Source organism: Streptomyces sp. NPDC050504 (genome assembly GCF_044458065.1).
Lineage (GTDB): Bacteria > Actinomycetota > Actinomycetes > Streptomycetales > Streptomycetaceae > Streptomyces.
This window is the reverse complement of sequence record NZ_JBITHO010000009.1, coordinates 317,651-332,506: the sequence shown is the minus strand read 5'-3', so window position 1 is coordinate 332,506 and position 14,856 is coordinate 317,651. Positions and strand designations below refer to the sequence as shown.

At 72.6% G+C, this 14,856-nt stretch carries 14 protein-coding genes; 7 read left to right on the top strand and 7 right to left on the bottom strand.

Going from position 1 to position 14,856, the window contains the following annotated elements:
* The first annotated feature begins 37 nt into the window (after nt 1-37).
* Entirely contained in the window at nt 38-2,710 is a 2,673-nt protein-coding gene (locus ACIBNE_RS31755; RefSeq protein ID WP_399277683.1) for a hypothetical protein, read from the top strand.
* A gap of 9 nt (nt 2,711-2,719) precedes the next feature.
* Here ACIBNE_RS31755 and ACIBNE_RS31750 read toward each other — a convergent pair whose 3' ends face one another.
* From ACIBNE_RS31750 to ACIBNE_RS31740, 3 genes are all read right to left on the bottom strand, one after another.
* On the bottom strand, nt 2,720-2,899 hold the full coding sequence (locus tag ACIBNE_RS31750; RefSeq protein ID WP_399277681.1) for a hypothetical protein: 180 nt from the start codon (nt 2,897-2,899) through the stop codon (nt 2,720-2,722).
* A 114-nt stretch (nt 2,900-3,013) separates the two neighbouring features.
* A complete protein-coding gene (locus ACIBNE_RS31745) occupies nt 3,014-3,886 on the bottom strand; it encodes an undecaprenyl-diphosphate phosphatase (protein WP_399277679.1) in 873 nt (290 codons plus the stop codon).
* Between the two features lie 191 nt (nt 3,887-4,077).
* The gene (locus ACIBNE_RS31740; RefSeq protein WP_399277677.1) at nt 4,078-4,560 is read right to left on the bottom strand and encodes a winged helix-turn-helix transcriptional regulator; all 483 of its coding nucleotides are present in this window, start codon (nt 4,558-4,560) and stop codon (nt 4,078-4,080) included.
* A gap of 102 nt (nt 4,561-4,662) precedes the next feature.
* Between ACIBNE_RS31740 and ACIBNE_RS31735 the strand changes: the two genes are divergently transcribed.
* Nucleotides 4,663-5,832, top strand: a complete 1,170-nt coding sequence (locus ACIBNE_RS31735) for a thiolase family protein (RefSeq protein ID WP_399277675.1) — start codon at nt 4,663-4,665, stop codon at nt 5,830-5,832.
* A 35-nt stretch (nt 5,833-5,867) separates the two neighbouring features.
* Here ACIBNE_RS31735 and ACIBNE_RS31730 read toward each other — a convergent pair whose 3' ends face one another.
* Both ACIBNE_RS31730 and ACIBNE_RS31725 read right to left on the bottom strand, forming a co-directional pair.
* Entirely contained in the window at nt 5,868-6,599 is a 732-nt protein-coding gene (locus ACIBNE_RS31730; protein ID WP_399277673.1) for a TVP38/TMEM64 family protein, read from the bottom strand.
* A 102-nt stretch (nt 6,600-6,701) separates the two neighbouring features.
* Nucleotides 6,702-7,412 carry a DNA alkylation repair protein gene (locus ACIBNE_RS31725; RefSeq protein ID WP_399277672.1) on the bottom strand — a complete coding sequence of 237 codons (711 nt, stop codon included), beginning with the start codon at nt 7,410-7,412 and terminating at the stop codon, nt 6,702-6,704.
* A 275-nt stretch (nt 7,413-7,687) separates the two neighbouring features.
* Here ACIBNE_RS31725 and tuf point away from each other — a divergent pair, with 275 nt between their 5' ends.
* The 3 genes from tuf (at nt 7,688) to ACIBNE_RS31710 (ending at nt 10,713) form a co-directional block, all read left to right on the top strand.
* A complete protein-coding gene (gene tuf / locus ACIBNE_RS31720; RefSeq protein ID WP_399277669.1) occupies nt 7,688-8,863 on the top strand; it encodes an elongation factor Tu in 1,176 nt (391 codons plus the stop codon).
* Between the two features lie 109 nt (nt 8,864-8,972).
* On the top strand, nt 8,973-9,815 hold the full coding sequence (locus ACIBNE_RS31715; RefSeq protein ID WP_399277667.1) for a patatin-like phospholipase family protein: 843 nt from the start codon (nt 8,973-8,975) through the stop codon (nt 9,813-9,815).
* Nucleotides 9,816-9,921: 106 nt separating this feature from the next.
* Nucleotides 9,922-10,713, top strand: a complete 792-nt coding sequence (locus ACIBNE_RS31710) for a spermidine synthase (RefSeq protein ID WP_399277789.1) — start codon at nt 9,922-9,924, stop codon at nt 10,711-10,713.
* Here ACIBNE_RS31710 and ACIBNE_RS31705 read toward each other — a convergent pair.
* Together ACIBNE_RS31705 and ACIBNE_RS31700 are read right to left on the bottom strand one after the other, a co-directional pair.
* Nucleotides 10,675-12,063 (bottom strand): MFS transporter, encoded by a 1,389-nt coding sequence (locus ACIBNE_RS31705; protein ID WP_399277665.1) that lies wholly within the window; start codon nt 12,061-12,063, stop codon nt 10,675-10,677. The two genes, ACIBNE_RS31710 and ACIBNE_RS31705, sit on opposite strands and share 39 nt — an antisense overlap.
* 95 nt (nt 12,064-12,158) lie before the next feature.
* Nucleotides 12,159-13,250 carry a hypothetical protein gene (locus ACIBNE_RS31700; RefSeq protein WP_399277663.1) on the bottom strand — a complete coding sequence of 364 codons (1,092 nt, stop codon included), beginning with the start codon at nt 13,248-13,250 and terminating at the stop codon, nt 12,159-12,161.
* 94 nt (nt 13,251-13,344) lie between these two features.
* Between ACIBNE_RS31700 and ACIBNE_RS31695 the strand changes: the two genes are divergently transcribed.
* Both ACIBNE_RS31695 and ACIBNE_RS31690 read left to right on the top strand, forming a co-directional pair.
* Entirely contained in the window at nt 13,345-13,797 is a 453-nt protein-coding gene (locus ACIBNE_RS31695) for a DUF4442 domain-containing protein (RefSeq protein WP_399277661.1), read from the top strand.
* 177 nt (nt 13,798-13,974) lie between these two features.
* Nucleotides 13,975-14,667 (top strand): DedA family protein, encoded by a 693-nt coding sequence (locus ACIBNE_RS31690; protein ID WP_399277659.1) that lies wholly within the window; start codon nt 13,975-13,977, stop codon nt 14,665-14,667.
* Nucleotides 14,668-14,856 lie beyond the last annotated feature (189 nt).

The following is a 14,856-nucleotide window of genomic DNA, read 5'->3' as shown; positions in this document are numbered from 1 at the left end:
GGCGGCAACGGCACGCCGTGGCAAGGAGGCGGGGAGCATGGACCGGGAGCGGGAAACGGCGTCCAGGCCGCACCGCCCCGCGGCCGCGCCCCGGAGCCCCGACGACAGGGCGCGGACCGCCCCGCCGCCCACGAGCGCGCCGGGCCCCGCGCTGCTGCCCCGACACTTGGGCAACGCGGGCATGCAGGCGGCCGTACAGCCGCCAGGAACGCAAGCGCGGTCCGCCGGAGCGCAACAGGCCCCGGGCGCCCGGCAGTCCGCCGGAGGGCAGCCTCCCGGCGCGCCGCGGGGTCCGGGAGCGGTGCCGGCCGGGGCGCGGGGCGGCGCCGTGCTCAAGGCCGGGGACGACGTCGCCGTGGCCGTGTACGCGCTGGCGACGAACGCCGCTCCCGAGCCGGTCTACTCGCGCCGCTACCGCATCGGCCCGACAGGCGCGATCAGCATCGAGGACGGCCGCAACACCGTCGTCGTGGAGCTGGCCGGGCTCGCTCCGTACGACGCCGCGCGGCGCATCGCGGACCGCCTCGTCGACGCGCAGCTCTTCCGGGGGCCCAGGGTCTGTGTGACCGCGCCCGGCACCTCGGCGGCCGTGTGCGCCGACGCGCGCACCGCGATGCGTCCCGAGGTCGCCACCAGCTACGCGAACTTCCGTGCGTACCTGCGGGGCACCACGGACCCGCCCGACGCGGTGCACCGCTACTACCGGTGGATCGACGAGCACATCGACGCGCCGGAGTTCACCCGGACCACCCCGCCCGAGCTGTGGGCGCAGAGCCTGCGCCGCCCCGAACCGCCCCGGGACCCCGTCTTCGAGCGCAAGCAGCTGTGGCTGCGGTTCATGAAGGACCGGCAGGCCGAGGACGCCAAGCTGCCGCCGCAGGACAGGGCACGGGCCGTCGAGACGATGCGGCAGTTCCTGGACTGGTACGACAGGCACCAGGACGATTCCGATTTCGCGAAGGCCGACCCCGCGTCGCTCTACGCCCGCCTGTCCGTCGGCGCGCTCCGCAAGGAGATCGAGGCGTCCTCCCGGAAGAAGCTGGAGGAGGCGAAGGCGGCGGCCGCGGAGTCGCCGGAGGTTCTGCGGGCGAGGAGCGCGAAGTTCGACGAGTTCCTGGCGCTGGGCATGCGGCTGTGGGGCCACTCGGCGCGCAGGTTCCCGTACGTCATCCCGCTCGACAAGCAGGGCAAGGACATCCTCGTCACCGGGGACCCGGCGCTCCAGGGCGTCCTGGACGACCTTGCGGGGCACCTCGTGCAGTGGGCCGCCGCCCACATGGCCGATCCCAACTACACGACGGTGTCGGTCAACCGCGTCCTCGTGGACCTGCTGGAGGGCGGCTACCGGACACGGCTGGACGAGTCGAGCCGCGAGCCGCTGGCCCACGAGACGATCGACAGGAACGAGCTCCTGGCCGGAAGCGTGGCCGCCGCGTTCGGCGAGACCGTCGCGAAGGGGCTGCTCGCGGTCGCCTTCGTCGGACTGTGCGTGGGGGCGGGCGTCATCACGGGCGGGGCGGCGACGGTGATCCTGGTCGGCATGGCCGGGTACAGCGGGGTGACGTCGTACATGGCCAGGCGCGACGAGATCGAGAACTCCGGGTACGACGTGTCGGTGCCCGAGTCGCTGCTCCACGCCGCGGGCGATGCGGCGGGCGTCAGTCAACTGGTCGAGGGGATCACGGGAGAGCGGCTGGGCACGGGGGAGCGGCTGGGCAGCGAGGCCAGGTCCACCCAGCTGGGCGCGGGCCTCGGCAACGCGGTGACGCTCCTGGAGGGCAGCCGCGCCTACCGCAACGGCCAGGTGGCAGGGCGGTTCGTGAGGCCGCGCAGGCTGCCGCCAGGACCCGGCGGCCTCGCGCCGCCGCCGCCCGCGCTGCCGCGTCCCCCGGCCCCGAAGCCCAACGTGACGATGGGGCCGGTGGAGACCGCGCGGCGGGCGGCCCTGCCGGACGACCTCAGGGCGGGGCTCGACCTGTGGTCGGCGGAGATCAGGGCCAACAGGGGCGACCCGGAGAAGGTCTTCGAGAAGCTGCCGCCCGAGCGGCTGAAGGCGCAGGCGGAGGTCTTCCTGAAGCGGTACGAGAGCGCCGTCGCGGCGGCGGCGCGCAGCGCGTACGAGGCGGCGCGCGCGGGCGACGATCCGCTGCGCCCGCTGCTGCGGAACACCGAGCGGATCCCGAACACGAAGGTGACCGTCCACTACGAGCAGAACGCGAACTTCAGCAGGAGCCACGAGGTGAAGCAGGCCATCGAGGTGAGCCGGAGGACCGGCGAGGAGGTCCACGCGTTCGGCGACACCGCGGGCCGCCACGACTACCCGGGGATCGACGGCACGATCGGCGATCCGCCGCGCCCGATGCAGCTGAAGAACGCGAGCCCCAGGGCCCGGCCGAACCTGGCGCGCAAGATGGCGGGCGACGCGCTGCTGAAGGCGGAGAACGCGGGCTACAGCAAGGTCGAGGTCTTCATCGACATGCCGGGCAGTACGGTCGCGGAGATCAAGGCGGCGTGGGACGCGCCGCCGCCGCTCGCGACCGATCCGCTGCCGGGTCCCGCGTTCAAGGGCGACATCGTGAAGCGGATCCGGATCTGGGCCAAGGACGGCGAGTGGACGCTCACTCCGCCCCTGGCCCCGGCACGGACGGGGGTCTCACCGGCCCCGGCCCGTCCGGACCCGGACCGTGAGAGGGAGGGGCGGAACGAGTAGGGAGGCGGTTCAGGCGGCGGGCCAGATCTCCGGCTGGGCCGCGGCGTGCCAGGCGACGAGGAGCGCTTCGTACTCCTCGGCGGGCCACGGTTCGCCGTCGGCGCGCGCGTCGACGAGCGCGCGTATCGCGTCGTTCGCTTCGGACCTGGAAGTGGGCGCCGGGCCGTAGGGGGAGGGTGTTGCTGGCATGTGGGAAAGGCTACGGGCCGCCACTGACAATCGGCCGGGCTCCGCCGCGCGGTCTCATCTTTCGATCGAGAACTTCATCGGCGGAGCCCCTGTTCGTGGCCTGCGGGTCGCCGGTCAGTCGCCCGACTCGCCGGCGTGCGGGCTCAGCGTGTCCGTGCCGACGAGGACGAAGAGCGCGATGCCGAGGGCGACGCGGTAGTAGACGAAGGGCATGAAGGACTTCGTGGTGATGAACTTCATGAACCACGCGATCACCGCGTACCCCACGACGAAGGCGACGATCGTCGCGAAGATCGTCGGGCCCCAGGAGACGTGCCCCTCGCCCGCGTCCTTGAGCTCGTACGCGCCCGACGCCAGCACCGCGGGGATGGCCAGCAGGAAGGAGTAGCGGGCCGCCGACTCGCGGGTGTAGCCCATCAGGAGGCCGCCGCTGATCGTCGCGCCCGAGCGGGAGACGCCGGGGATCAGGGCCATCGCCTGGCAGATGCCGAAGATCAGACCGTCCTTGACGCTCAGGTCCTTGAGGTTCTTGCGCTCGCGGATCGCGCGGTGCTTGCCGCCCACCTCGTCGCGGGCCGCTAGGCGGTCGGCGAAGCCGAGGACCAGGCCCATCACGATGAGCGTGGTGGCGATCAGGCGGAGGTCGCGGAAGGGGCCCTCGATCTGGTCCTTGAGGGTGATGCCCAGGACGCCGATCGGGATCGAGCCGACGATGACCAGCCAGCCCATCTGGGCGTCGTGGTCGCTGCGCATCGACTTGTCCGTCAGGGACCGGAACCACGCCGAGAGGATGTTCGCGATGTCCTTGCGGAAGTAGATCAGGACGGCCGTCTCCGTGCCGATCTGGGTGATCGCGGTGAAGGCCGCGCCCGGGTCGTGCCAGCCCGCGAAGGCCGCCGTGAGGCGGAGGTGGGCGCTGGACGAGATCGGAAGGAACTCGGTCAGCCCCTGGACGAGCCCGAGGATCAGTGATTCGAACCAAGACATGGAGAAAGTGCCACCCGGGGGAGTTCAGGGACGTAGGGAGCGGCGGTCGTGATCACGCGCCTGCCGGAGGCAGCGTAGCGCCCCGAGGTGACGGGGTGTCCGCTGGGCCCGGCCCGTGGCGTCGCCGGGGCGTTGTCCGCAGTGTCGCCGGGGCACTGTCCGCGGTGTCGGTGGGGCACTTGTCCGCGGTGTCATGCCGCGGGTCCGGCGGCCGTCTCCTCCACGGGACCCGTGGTCGTCCAGCCGGGCGCTTCGACGTGCGGGGTGAGCGAGCCGGTCGTCGCTTCCTCGCCGCAGCACGCGCAGACGGCGCGCATGACGAACTCGTTGCCGCAGGAGTGCTCCAGGACGATCGGTGGATTTCCCCCGGAGAGGTGGCGGTCGCCCCAGGCCATCAGGGTGAGCAGGACGGGGTGCAGTTCGTGGGCGGCGGGGGTGGGGCGGTACTCGAAGCGCTGCGGACGCTCGCTGTACGGGACCTTCTCCAGGATCCCGGCGTCCACCAGGCGGTGCAGCCGCGACGTGAGGACGTCGCGCGGGGCGCCCGTGTTGCGGGCGATGCCGGCGAAGCGGCGTACGCCGAGGAGGACCTCGCGCAGGACGAGCAGCGAGTACTTCTCGCCGACCAGGGCGAGCGCGTCGGCGATGGAGCAGGGGCGGGTTGGTGCCTTCATGGGGCAATCCTAGTGGGTCGGTTTGGAAAGTGGACTCACATGGGTAAGGTGCGGGCCAGCCAGTTTGAAAAGCAAACTCACTAGTGATCAGGGGTGGTTGCTGTGCGGGACGCCGTCGTCGTCGAAGCGGTTCGGACACCTGTAGGGAAGGGGAAGGCGACGGGCACGCTGTATCCGGTGCACCCCGTCGAGCTGCTGGCCCACAGCCTCCGCGCCCTCGTGGACCGCAGCGGCGTGGATCCCTCCCTCGTCGACGACGTGATCGGCGGAACGGTCGACCAGGTCGGCGAGCAGGCCATGAACACCACGCGGTACGCCCTGCTGTCCGCAGGCTTCCCCGAGTCCGTGCCCGCCACCACCGTCGACCGGCAGTGCGGCTCCTCCCAGCAGGCCGTGCACTTCGCGGCGCAGGGGGTGATCTCGGGGGCGTACGACATCGCGGTGGCCTGCGGCGTGGAGTCGATGAGCCGGGTGCCGATGTGGTCCAACGTGCCCCCGGGCGCCGACCCCTTCGGACCCGGCATCGCCGCCCGCTACCCGGCCGGGCTCGTCCCGCAGGGCATCAGCGCCGAACTGATGGCCGCGCGCTGGGGCATCGGCCGCGAGGCCATGGACACCTACGCCGTCGAGTCGCACCGGCGTGCCGCCGAGGCGTGGGACGGCGGGCTCTTCGACGGCGAGACCGTGCCGATCGGCGGCCTCACCAGGGACGAGAGCCTGCGGCCCGGGACCTCGATGGAGGTGCTCGCCGGGCTCAAGCCCGCCTACTACGACCCGGCCTTCGCCGAGCGCTTCCCCGAGATCGACTGGTCGGTCACCGCTGGCAACGCCAGCCCCGTCAACGACGGCTCGTCCGCCGTACTGATCACCACCAGCGAGACCGCCGCACGGCTCGGCCTGCGCCCCCTCGCCCGGCTGCACAGCTTCGCCGTGACGGGATCCGACCCGCTGCTCATGCTGAGCGGTGTGCTGCCCGCCACGGAGAAAGTGCTGAGCAGGGCCGGCCTCTCGCTCGACGACATCGACCTCTTCGAGGTGAACGAGGCGTTCGCGAGCGTCGTGCTCACCTGGCTGCGGGAGACCGGGGCCGACCCCGCCAAGGTCAACGTGCACGGCGGCGCCCTCGCCATCGGCCACCCGCTGGGCGCCAGTGGCACCCGGCTGATGACCACGCTGGTGCACGCCATGCGCGCCCGTGGCGCCCGCTACGGGCTCCAGACCATGTGCGAGGCGGGCGGCCTCGCCAACGCGACCGTGCTGGAAGCCCTGTAACCGTGCTGGAAGCCCTGCAGGGGCCCCGGGGAGGCTCAGCCGGTGCCGGCGGAGCCTTCGCGCGTGCGCAGGCGGTGGCGCTTGCACCAGGCGACCACCGCCGCGCCGCACCCCGTCACCACGATGAACCCCATCGCGATCAGGAACGTCGGAGAGGTCGGCGACGACGCCTCGCTGCCCGCGATCACGTACGCCGCCGTGTTCGGGATCGAACCGAGCCCGGTCGCCAGCAGGAACGGCCCGTACCCCATCCGCGAGACCGCCGCGCAGTAGTTGGCCGCGGCGAACGGCACCCCGGGGAACAGCCGCACCGCCAGCATCGAGCGGAAGCCGTGCCTGCTGAGCTGGCCGTCCGCGGCCTTCAGCCAACGGCCCCGCAGCAGCGGCCGCAGCGCCCCCTGCCCCAGGTACCGGCCCAGCGTGAAGCTGATGCCCGCACCCAGCACCGTGCCCGCGACCGCCGCCGTCAGGCCCGCCTGGGTGCCGAAGAGCGCGCCCGCCGCGAGGTTCAGCAGCGGGCGCGGCACGAAGGCCGCCGTGCACAGCCCGTACGCGAGGGCGAACAGGATCACCGCGCCCGCACCGCTCACCTGGGGCGGCCAGCCGGACTCCAGCAGCCGCTGCGGCTCGTACAGCAGCACCGCCGTCACGGCCGACAGCAGCACCACCACGAGCAGTGAGAACCGCGACCACGGCGAGAGCAGGGCCCTGCCGCAGCGCAGGGCGAGGCCGTCGGCGGGGCGAGCGGCGGGGACGGGGTCGAGCATCCGGGGAGAGTAACCGAACCGGGCGTCTGATCGCCGTAACGCACACCTCGCGACCGGGCGGAACCGAACGGGTCCCGAGAACGTCTCCCGGGCCCGGTCCCCTCAGCTCCGGGCACCCAGGTTCTTCAGCGCCTCGCGCACCGACAGCGGCGACAGCCTCGCCCCGTTGCCGCTCATGAAGGCCCGCACCTCCGCCGGGTCGGTCTTCGCGTACTCCCGCAGGCACCAGCCGATCGCCTTGCGGATGAAGAAGTCCGGGTGGTCCGCCCGGCGCAGGCAGTAGCCGAACAGCCGCTCCGTGTCCGTGTCCGCCTTGAACCGCAGCTGGTGCAGCAGTGCGGTGCGCGCGGTCCACAGGTCGTCGTCCTCCACCCACCCGTCCATCTCCCGCGCCAGCGCCGCGTCCGCGTGCACCAGGCCGCCGACGACGTGCGCGGCGAGCAGGTCGACCGTGTCCCACCACGACACGGTGCGCACCAGCTCACGGGCGACCGGCAGGAAGCCGGAGGAACAGCGGCCGACGTGGCGGCGCAGGTAGTCCACGGCGAAGTAGTGGTACTCCCGCTCGGGCAGGGCGAAGCAGCGCAGCGCCACGGCCGCGCAGTCGGCCTCGTCGGGGCGGGCCGTGCCCTTCAGGACCGTACGGGACAACGTGCGGCGCTCGGGCGTGCGGATGCCGAGGAACGGGGCGACGCCCTTCATGTACGCCACCATCTCCTGCGCCCGGAAGGGGTCGCCCGCGGCCGGGTACAGCTCGGTGAGCCGTTCCAGCACGGAGTCGGCGAGCGCACTGTCGGGCGGAGTGAGGGTCATGGCAGCACGGTACGGCCGCTCCCCCGCGGAAAACCGTTCGACGCGAAGGCCGCCGTCGGTGAGGATCTGCCTCATGTCCCGGTACGCCTTCCTCGCAGCGCCGTCCGCAGTCGCGGACGCGCCGAAGGCTGCCGTGACGGTATGTGCGGCAGCGCCCCTCGGCGGCGCCCGAAGCTGACCCTTCCCGGATCGTCCGGCGGACCCCAGACGGGGAGGGTCGGCCGGATCACGGGGTCCCTCTCACATCTGAGCTTCGGGATCAAGGGAACACAGACATGTCCAAGACCGCATACGTACGCACCAAGCCGCACCTCAACATCGGCACCATGGGTCACGTCGACCACGGCAAGACCACGCTCACCGCTGCCATCACCAAGGTCCTCAGCGAGCGCGGCACCGGCACCTTCGTGCCCTTCGACCGCATCGACCGGGCCCCCGAGGAGGCGCGGCGGGGCATCACCATCAACATCGCGCACGTCGAGTACGAGACCGACACCCGGCACTACGCGCACGTCGACATGCCGGGCCACGCCGACTACGTCAAGAACATGGTGACCGGCGCGGCGCAACTGGACGGCGCGATCCTCGTGGTGTCGGCGCAGGACGGCGTCATGCCGCAGACCGCCGAGCACGTGCTGCTCGCCCGCCAGGTCGGCGTCGACCACATCGTCGTCGCGCTCAACAAGGCCGACGCGGGCGACGAGGAGCTGATCGACCTGGTCGAGCTCGAGGTGCGCGACCTGCTGACCCGGCACGGGTACGGCGGCGACACCGTGCCCGTCGTCCGGGTTTCGGGGCTCAGGGCGCTGGAGGGCGACCCGCGCTGGACCGGGGCGATCGAGGCGCTGCTCGACGCGGTGGACACCTATGTGCCCATGCCCGTGCGGTACGTCGACGCGCCGTTCCTGCTGTCCGTGGAGAACGTGTTCACCATCACCGGCCGCGGCACCGTCGTCAGCGGCGCCGTGGAGCGCGGCACCGTCCGCGTCGGCGACCGCGTGCAGGTGCTCGGCGCGGACGCGGACATCGAGACGATCGTGACCGGCGTCGAGACGTTCGGGAAGCCGATGGAGTCCGGACAGGCCGGGGACAACGTCGCACTGCTGCTGCGCGGGGTCATGCGGCACGCCGTGCGCCGCGGGCACGTGGTGGCGGCGCCCGGCAGCATCACGCCGAGCCGCAGGTTCACCGCGCAGGTGTACGTGCTCTCGGCGCGCGAGGGAGGCCGCAGCACGGCCGTCTCCAGCGGCTACCGACCGCAGTTCTACATCCGCACCGCGGACGTCGTCGGTGACGTCGACCTCGGCGACGCGGCGGTGGCGCGCCCCGGTGAGACGGTCACCATGACCGTCGAGCTCGGGCGCGACGTACCGCTGGAGCCGGGGCTCGGCTTCGCGATCCGCGAGGGCGGCCGCACGGTCGGCGCGGGGACGGTGACCGCGCTGGTCTGAGCGGACGCACAGGGGACCGGTACCCGTACGCGGGGCCGGTCCCCGACCCTCGGGGCCGCGCATGGGGCCGGACTCCCGACCCTCGGGGCCGTACTCCATACTCGGGCGCATGGTGGATACGGCTCTGGTTCTCGGATCGGGTGGACTCACCGGCGTGGGGTGGGAGATCGGCGTGCTGTACGGGCTCGCGGAGGCAGGGGTCGACCTGTCCGCGGCGGACCTCGTCGTGGGCAGTTCGGCGGGGGCGGTGGTCGCGGCGCAGCTCACCTCGGGACGGCTCGACATCGCCGAACTGTACGAACGCCAGCTCACCGACCCCTCGGGTGAGGCCGCGGCGCACCTCGGACCCGGACTGCTCCTCAGATACGCACGCGCCGTACTGGCGTCGAAGACGCCCGAGGCGTACGGGCGCAGGCTCGGCGCCGTCGCCCTGGGCGCCGACACCGTCGCGGAGTCCGAGCGTCGCGAGGTCATCGCCCGGCGGCTCGTCGCGCACGACTGGCCGGGCCGCCGGCTGCTCGTCACGGCCGTCGACGCGGTCACCGGCGACCTGCGCGCGTTCGACCGGGACAGCGGCGTGGACCTGGTCGACGCCGTGCACGCGAGCTGCGCCGTTCCCGGCCTCTGGCCGCCCGCCACCGTCGAGGGGCGGCGCTGGATCGACGGGGGAGTGCACTCCACGGCCAACGCCCACCTCGCCGCCGGATACGCCAGGGTCGTCGTCATCGCGCCCAACGGCTCGGGCAACAAGGTGATCGCCTCCCCGGCCGCACAGGGCGCCCGCCTCGCCGCCGAAGGCGCCCGTGTCGAAGTGATCACGCCCGACGCGGCGGCCAAGAAGGCGTTCGGCGGCCGGACGCTCGACCCGGCCCGCCGCGCGCCCGCCGCACGCGCCGGGCGCGCACAGGCCGCAGCGCACGCCGGGGCCGTCACCGCGGTGTGGGCACAATGAGACGGTGAACCCCGAGAACTCCCGAGACACCGACGCAGAGAGCGCCGAAGGCGCCGACGAACCGATACCCGTCGTCGCCGAGGTGGACTGGGGCACCGCCAGACTGATGCCCGACATCGACCGGGAGCGCGCCTGGCTGCTCACCGTCGACGGCGCTCCCCAGTCGTACGTCGACCTCGCCGACCCCACGTACCTGGAGTTCGAGTACGCGCGCAGGCTCGCCCACGTCGTCGACCGCGCCGCGCCCGATGGCGAGCCGCTCGACGTGCTCCACCTCGGCGGCGGCGCGCTCACCCTGCCCCGGTACACCGCCGCGACCAGGCCGGGCTCCCGACAGGACGTGGTGGACGCGGACCGGGCGCTGCTCGCCCTGGTCGCCGAGCACCTGCCGCTGCCGGGCGACTCCGGGATCACCGTCCACGGCGCGGACGCCGCGGCCTGGCTCGCGGCGGCCCCCGACGCCGCCGCGGACCTGGTCATCGGTGACGTGTTCGGCGGCTCCAGGGTGCCCGCGCACCTCACGACGATCGGGTACGCGCGCGAGGTGGGCAGGGTGCTGCGGGACGGCGGGACCTACGCGGCCAACCTCGCCGACAGCGCGCCCTTCGACTTCCTCCGCTCCCAGCTGGCGACGTTCGCCGAGGTCTTCGACGAACTGGCGCTGATCGCCGAGCCGTCCGTACTGCGCGGCCGCCGCTTCGGCAACGTCGTACTGGTCGCCTCGCGCCGCGAGATCGACACGGCGGCGCTGGCCAGGCGCACCGCGTCCGACGCCTTCCCGGCCCGCGTCGAGCACGGCGCCGCGCTGCGCCGCCTAATCAAAGGCGCGACGGCGGTACGGGACGAGGACGCGGTCGACTCACCCCTGCCGCCCTCCGGGGCCTTCGGCATCGGCTGAGACGGAGGCCCGGACCGGGGCGCTGTCCGACACCTCCACCAGGGCGCTGTCCGGCACCTCCACCGGGGCACCGTCCGACTCCTTGACGTCCGCTCCGACGGCGAGCACCGAGCCCTCCGAACGGCGCGTGAGGTTGCGGACGTCCGGGACGAACAGGACCGCGACGGTCAGCAGGAACACCAGCGCGGCGCACCCCCACAGCGCGGTGTCGCGCCCGAAGGCGCTCTCGGCGGGTCCGGCCAGCGCGGTGGCCAGCGGCAGCATGGCGACCGATCCCAGCCAGTCGTACGCGGACACCCGGGAGAACTTGTCCTCGGGGATCTCCTGGTGCAGCGCGGTCATCCAGGAGACGCCGAACACCTCGATGGCGATGCCGGTCACGAACATCACCGCCACCAGCACCGCGACCGGCACCGGCACCGCGAGCGCGGCCGACGGCAGCGACAGCGGCAGCACGCAGAGCGTCCCCGCGAGCAGCATCCTGCGGGGCCGCCAGCGCATCATGACCAGCGCGCCGCAGACCGTGCCCACCCCGAAGGCGCCGAGCGCGAGGCCCCAGGGCGCCGGTCCGCCCAGGTCGTCGCGGGCGACCAGCGGGCCGTACACCGCCTCCGCCGCCCCGACGACGGCGTTGACGACGGCGAACTGCAGCACGATGCTCCACAGCCAGGGGCGGCCGACGACCTCCTGCCAGCCCTCGCGCAGATCGGTGAGCATCCCGCCGCCCGGCTCGCGGGGCGGGACGTGGCCGACGTCGAGGAAGGCCCGCAGGGCGCCCGCGACCGCGAAGGCCGCAGCGTCCACGGCGAGTACCCAGCCGGGCCCGATCACGGCGATCAGCGCGCCGCCGAGCGCCGCCCCGCCGATGCCCGCGCCGTGCACGGCCATGCGGTAGAGGGCGAACGCGCGCCCGGCGTGCTCGCCGCTGACGGTGGAGAGCAGCATGCCCTCGGACGCGGGGGCGAAGAACGCCTGTCCCGTGCCGCCGAGCGCGGTGAGCAGCATCATCTGCCACAGCTGTGCGTCGCCCGTCAGGACCAGGTAGGCGAAGAGCGCCTGCGAGACGCAGTTGAGGGTGTTTGCCGCGACCATCACGCGGTGCCGCGGCAGCCGGTCCGCGACCGCCCCGCCGATCAGCAGGAAGAGCACCAGGGGAAGGGTGCGGGCCGCCGCCACGAGGCCGACGTCCCCCGCGCTCCCGCCCGCGTCCAGAACCGCGAACGCCGCCGCGATCAACGCACCCTGGGCTCCCAGGTTGGTGACGAACGCGGCGGCGGTCAGCAGGCTGTAGTTGCGGCCCGCCCACAGGGGGCGGCGCATCGGTCGGCGGCGGGGGGCGGCGGAAGTCACCCGGGGGACTATCCCTGCCGCGGGCCCGGCTTGCCAAACCGGCAGTGGCACTGGGCGGGCCCGGTGACCGCCGGGCGGTCACGGGTCGACGAGGGTCAGCCGGTGGGCATGTCCCCGGTGAGCCTGAGGGTGTTCAGGATCTCCAGGACCTTCTCCTCGGAGTACTCGTCCTTGACGTTCGTGTTGGCGTACAGCACCCAGGTGCTGAAGTCGCCCTTCTTGTTCTTGAACGTGAAGGCGTACGCCTTGCCGTCGGTGTCGCACTTCGTCTTGTGCTGGAGGTTGGACGCCGAGGCCGAGGCGAGGTGACCGGTGAGGCCGGACTTCGTGGTGTACGGCTTGGCCTTGACGGTCTTGATCGTGGCCCGCAGCTTGGCCTTGGGCACGTTCTGGGCGAACGCCGCGAACGTCCAGGTCTCCGCCTCGTTGGTGGCGCCCTCCGCGGTGTTCTTGGCGCCCTGGCCGCCCTTGGTGCCGACGCCGGCGAGGCTGTAGTCGTCCAGCTTGCCGTCGCGGTCGTCGTCGACCTGGCACCACTTGGGCTTGAGGTGGGCCGGAGCCGTCATCGAGACGACGGGGGAGCCGTCGCCCTTCTTCTCGTCCTCGAAGCCGGTGAGCCAGCCGCTGCCCTTGAACGTCCAGTCCGGCGGCACGTCGAACTGGGTGCCGTACTTCGGGTTGGTCACGACCTTCCAGCCCTCGACGGTCGGCTTGGCGTTGCCCGAGCCGTCGCGCGGGTTGTCGACCGGCGGGGCCGAGCCTTCGCCGCCACCGCCGGGCTTCGGGGTGGCGGAGGCCGAGGGCTTCTTGTCGGCGGTGGTCTTCTTGCCGTCGCCGTCGTCACCGAGGACGACGAAGCCGGTGATGCCCGCGGTCGCGAGGACCGCGAGACCGGCGACGACCGCGATGACCGTCGTCTTCTTCTTGTCGTCCGGCGGCTGCGGGGCCGGGGGGCCCGGCACCGCGGGGCCCGGCACCGCGTACTGCGGGACGGTCGGCTGCTGGTACGGGTTGGGCTGCTGGTAGCCCTGCTGCGGGTAGCCGGGCTGACCGGCGGGCTGCCCGGACGGCTGTCCCGGCTGCTGGTACGGATTCGGCTGCTGCTGGTACCCCGGCTGCTGGTACGGGTTCGGATTCTGGTTCTGCGGGTTTTGCTCGCCCCCGGGCGGCTGCTGTCCTGGCCACATGGCGAGTAACCATAGAGGGGGCGGCGCGCGAGGGTCACGTCCGCCCCTGTCAGGGGATGGTCACAATCCACTACTCGTGGGTAACATCGCGGCCATGAGCCTCGAACAGAAGTCCATCGGCGAGCTCCTCGCGGAGACCGTGCCCATGGTGAAGACCCTCAAGCTGGAATACCTGGAGACCACCCCGGAGCGCGCGGTCCTGCGCCTGCCCGACCAGCCCGAGTACCGCAACCACGTGGGCGGCCCGCACGCCGGCGCGATGTTCACCCTCGCGGAGTCCGCGAGCGGCGCGATCGTCCTCGCGGCCTTCGGCGACCAGCTCGGGCGCGCCGTGCCGCTGCCCGTCACCGCGCAGACCGCCTTCAAGAAGATCGCCAGGGGCGATGTCGTCGCGACCGCCACGCTGGGCCGTCCGATCGCCGACGTCGTCGCGGAGCTGGACGCGGGCAAGCGGCCCGAGTTCCCGGTCGAGGTCGCCGTCACCCGTGGGGACGGGGCCGTCACGACCGAGGTGACCGTCGTCTGGACGCTGCGGCCGAACGACTGACGCCGGGGTGCGGGTACGGGTGTGCCCGTGGGTGTGCGTGTGCGTGCGCTTCGCGCGGTGAGCGGTGTGCGCCGTGTCTTCGCTGCCGATCATGGCTGACGAGCGGGATAGGCTTGCCCGCCGTGCGTCCAGGGGGGCGCACAGGGGCGATTGCCCCTCGAAGCTGGAGGCACGGCGTTGCACATTGACCAGTGGCTGGAGACCATCCCGCCGGTCAGCATCTATCTCCTCGTCGGTCTGGTCATCGGCCTCGAAAGCCTGGGCATTCCGCTGCCCGGCGAGATCGTCCTGGTCAGTTCCGCGCTGCTGGCGTCCCAGCACGGCGACATCAATCCGTACGTGCTCGGCGCGTGCGCGTCCGCCGGTGCCATCATCGGCGACTCGATCGGCTACGCCATCGGGCGCAGGGGCGGCCGGCCGCTGCTGGCCTGGCTCGGCGGGAAGTTCCCCAAGCACTGCGGGCCCGTGCAGATCGCGATGGCGGAGCGGTCCTTCCAGAAGTGGGGCATGTGGGCGGTCTTCTTCGGCCGCTTCGTGGCGCTGCTGAGGATCTTCGCGGGGCCCCTCGCGGGGGTGCTGCGCATGCCGTACTGGAAGTTCCTGATCGCGAACGTGCTCGGCGGGATCCTCTGGGCGGGCGGCACGACGGCCGTCATCTACTCGGTGGGCGTGGTGGCCGAGTCGTGGCTGAAGCGGTTCTCCTGGCTGGGGCTCGTGCTGGCGGTGCTCATCGGGTTGACCTCGATGCTGGTGCTCAAGCAGCGGGCGAAGAAGGCTGCCGCGGAGATGGAGGCGGGGGCGTTGGAGGGCGCCGGGGTCTCTGGGGCTGGAGGCGGGGCTCCTGCGGTGACCGCTTCGGCCTCGGAGTAGGCGCGTTCGGGCGGGGCGCGCTCCTTGCGGGCCTCGTTGCCCGGGGTGGGTGGGGCGGTGCGGCGTGTGCCCCACTCTCGCGCAGTTCCCCGCGCCCCTGTCGGGGTGCGCCTGGTACTCGCGCCCGCGCGGCGGAGCCGTACATCGGACACAGTCCCGTGCCCCTGTCGGGGCGCAGCCGTACTCGCG